Origin of the sequence: Hydrogenophaga palleronii NBRC 102513 (assembly GCF_001571225.1) — a bacterium.
GTDB classification, from domain to species: domain Bacteria; phylum Pseudomonadota; class Gammaproteobacteria; order Burkholderiales; family Burkholderiaceae_C; genus Hydrogenophaga; species Hydrogenophaga palleronii.
In genome coordinates, this window is sequence record NZ_BCTJ01000096.1 from 1 (window position 1) to 1,318 (window position 1,318).

At 66.9% G+C, this 1,318-nt stretch carries 1 protein-coding gene; it reads left to right on the plus strand.

Going from position 1 to position 1,318, the window contains the following annotated elements:
- Positions 1-906 (plus strand): amidohydrolase (locus tag HPA01S_RS22405; RefSeq protein ID WP_066273718.1); only part of this gene is annotated, 906 nt, incomplete at its 5' end.
- Positions 907-1,318 lie beyond the last annotated feature (412 nt).

Here is a 1,318-nt window from a genome sequence, read left to right on the forward strand (position 1 = left end):
GGCCACGACGGCCACACCACCATGCTGCTCGGCGCCGCCCAGTACCTGGCGCAGCACCGCGACTTCGACGGCACCGTGTACCTGATCTTCCAGCCGGCCGAAGAACACGGCGGCGGCGCGCGCGAGATGATGCGCGACGGCCTGTTCGAGCAGTTCCCGATGGAAGCGGTGTTCGGCATGCACAACATGCCCGGCATCCCGGCCGGCACGGTGGCGGTGTCGCCCGGGCCGGTGCTGGCGTCCAACAACGAGTTCAAGGTGACGGTGAAGGGCAAGGGCGGCCACGCCGCCATGCCGCACCTGGCGGTGGACCCGATCGTGGTCGCGAGCCAGATCATGCAGGCCTTCCAGACCGTCATCAGCCGCAACAAGAAGCCGCTGGAGACGGCGGTGATCTCCGTCACCATGTTCCACGCCGGCGACGTGCCCAACGTGATCCCCGACCAATGCGAAATGCAGGGCACGGTGCGCGCCTACACGGCCGAGACGCTGGACCTGATCGAGCAGCGCATGCGCGAGATTGCCGAGCAGATGGGCGCGGTGTTCGGCGCCCAGGTGACGTTCGAGTTCCGCCGCAACTACCCGTCCACCATCAACCACGAAGCCGAAACCGCGTTCGCGCGCGAGGTACTGCTGGACATGCTGCCCGCGGCCCAGGTGGTGACGCAGACGCCCATCATGGCGGCAGAAGATTTTTCCTTCATGCTCGAAGCCGTGCCGGGTTGTTACGCCTTCATCGGCAACGGCGACGGCGACCACCGCCTGCCCGGCCACGGATCAGGCCCCTGCCTGGTGCACAACCCGAGCTACGACTTCAACGACGAGGTGCTGCCGCTGGGGTCGAGTTTTCTGGTGAACCTGGCGCAGCGGTGGCTGGCGCAGGCGCGGGTGCAAGCGGCGCGTTGAGCGTGCTCAAGGCGCTGCCGCCGTCGTCGTGGCTGCGCCGGCGTCTTGCGGGGGTGTGGCGACACACGCTGCGTTGGTGAACGACGACCCGTACACACCGCTCGCACCGCTGACCCAACGCACGCCATCAACCCGCCGGCAAACCGGCGGGCGTTCGTGCGCTCGCGCGGAAACTCGTCATAAAATCCGGGGCCTCTCAACTGGCCCGCAGCGGCGCAAAGCCACGGCTGTCTGATGCAATCTGCACCAACAGCTTGTTCGTGCAGACTCCCGCCCACCTGTTTTTTCGGTTTGCCCATCATGCGCGTCGAAGCCCTTCGCGCGGCTGCGCGGCGGACCATCCAAACGGGCCGCGGTGCCGTTCCAACCTTTGCACCATCACGCCATGGCGAGATGGAAACCGCCCTGAACC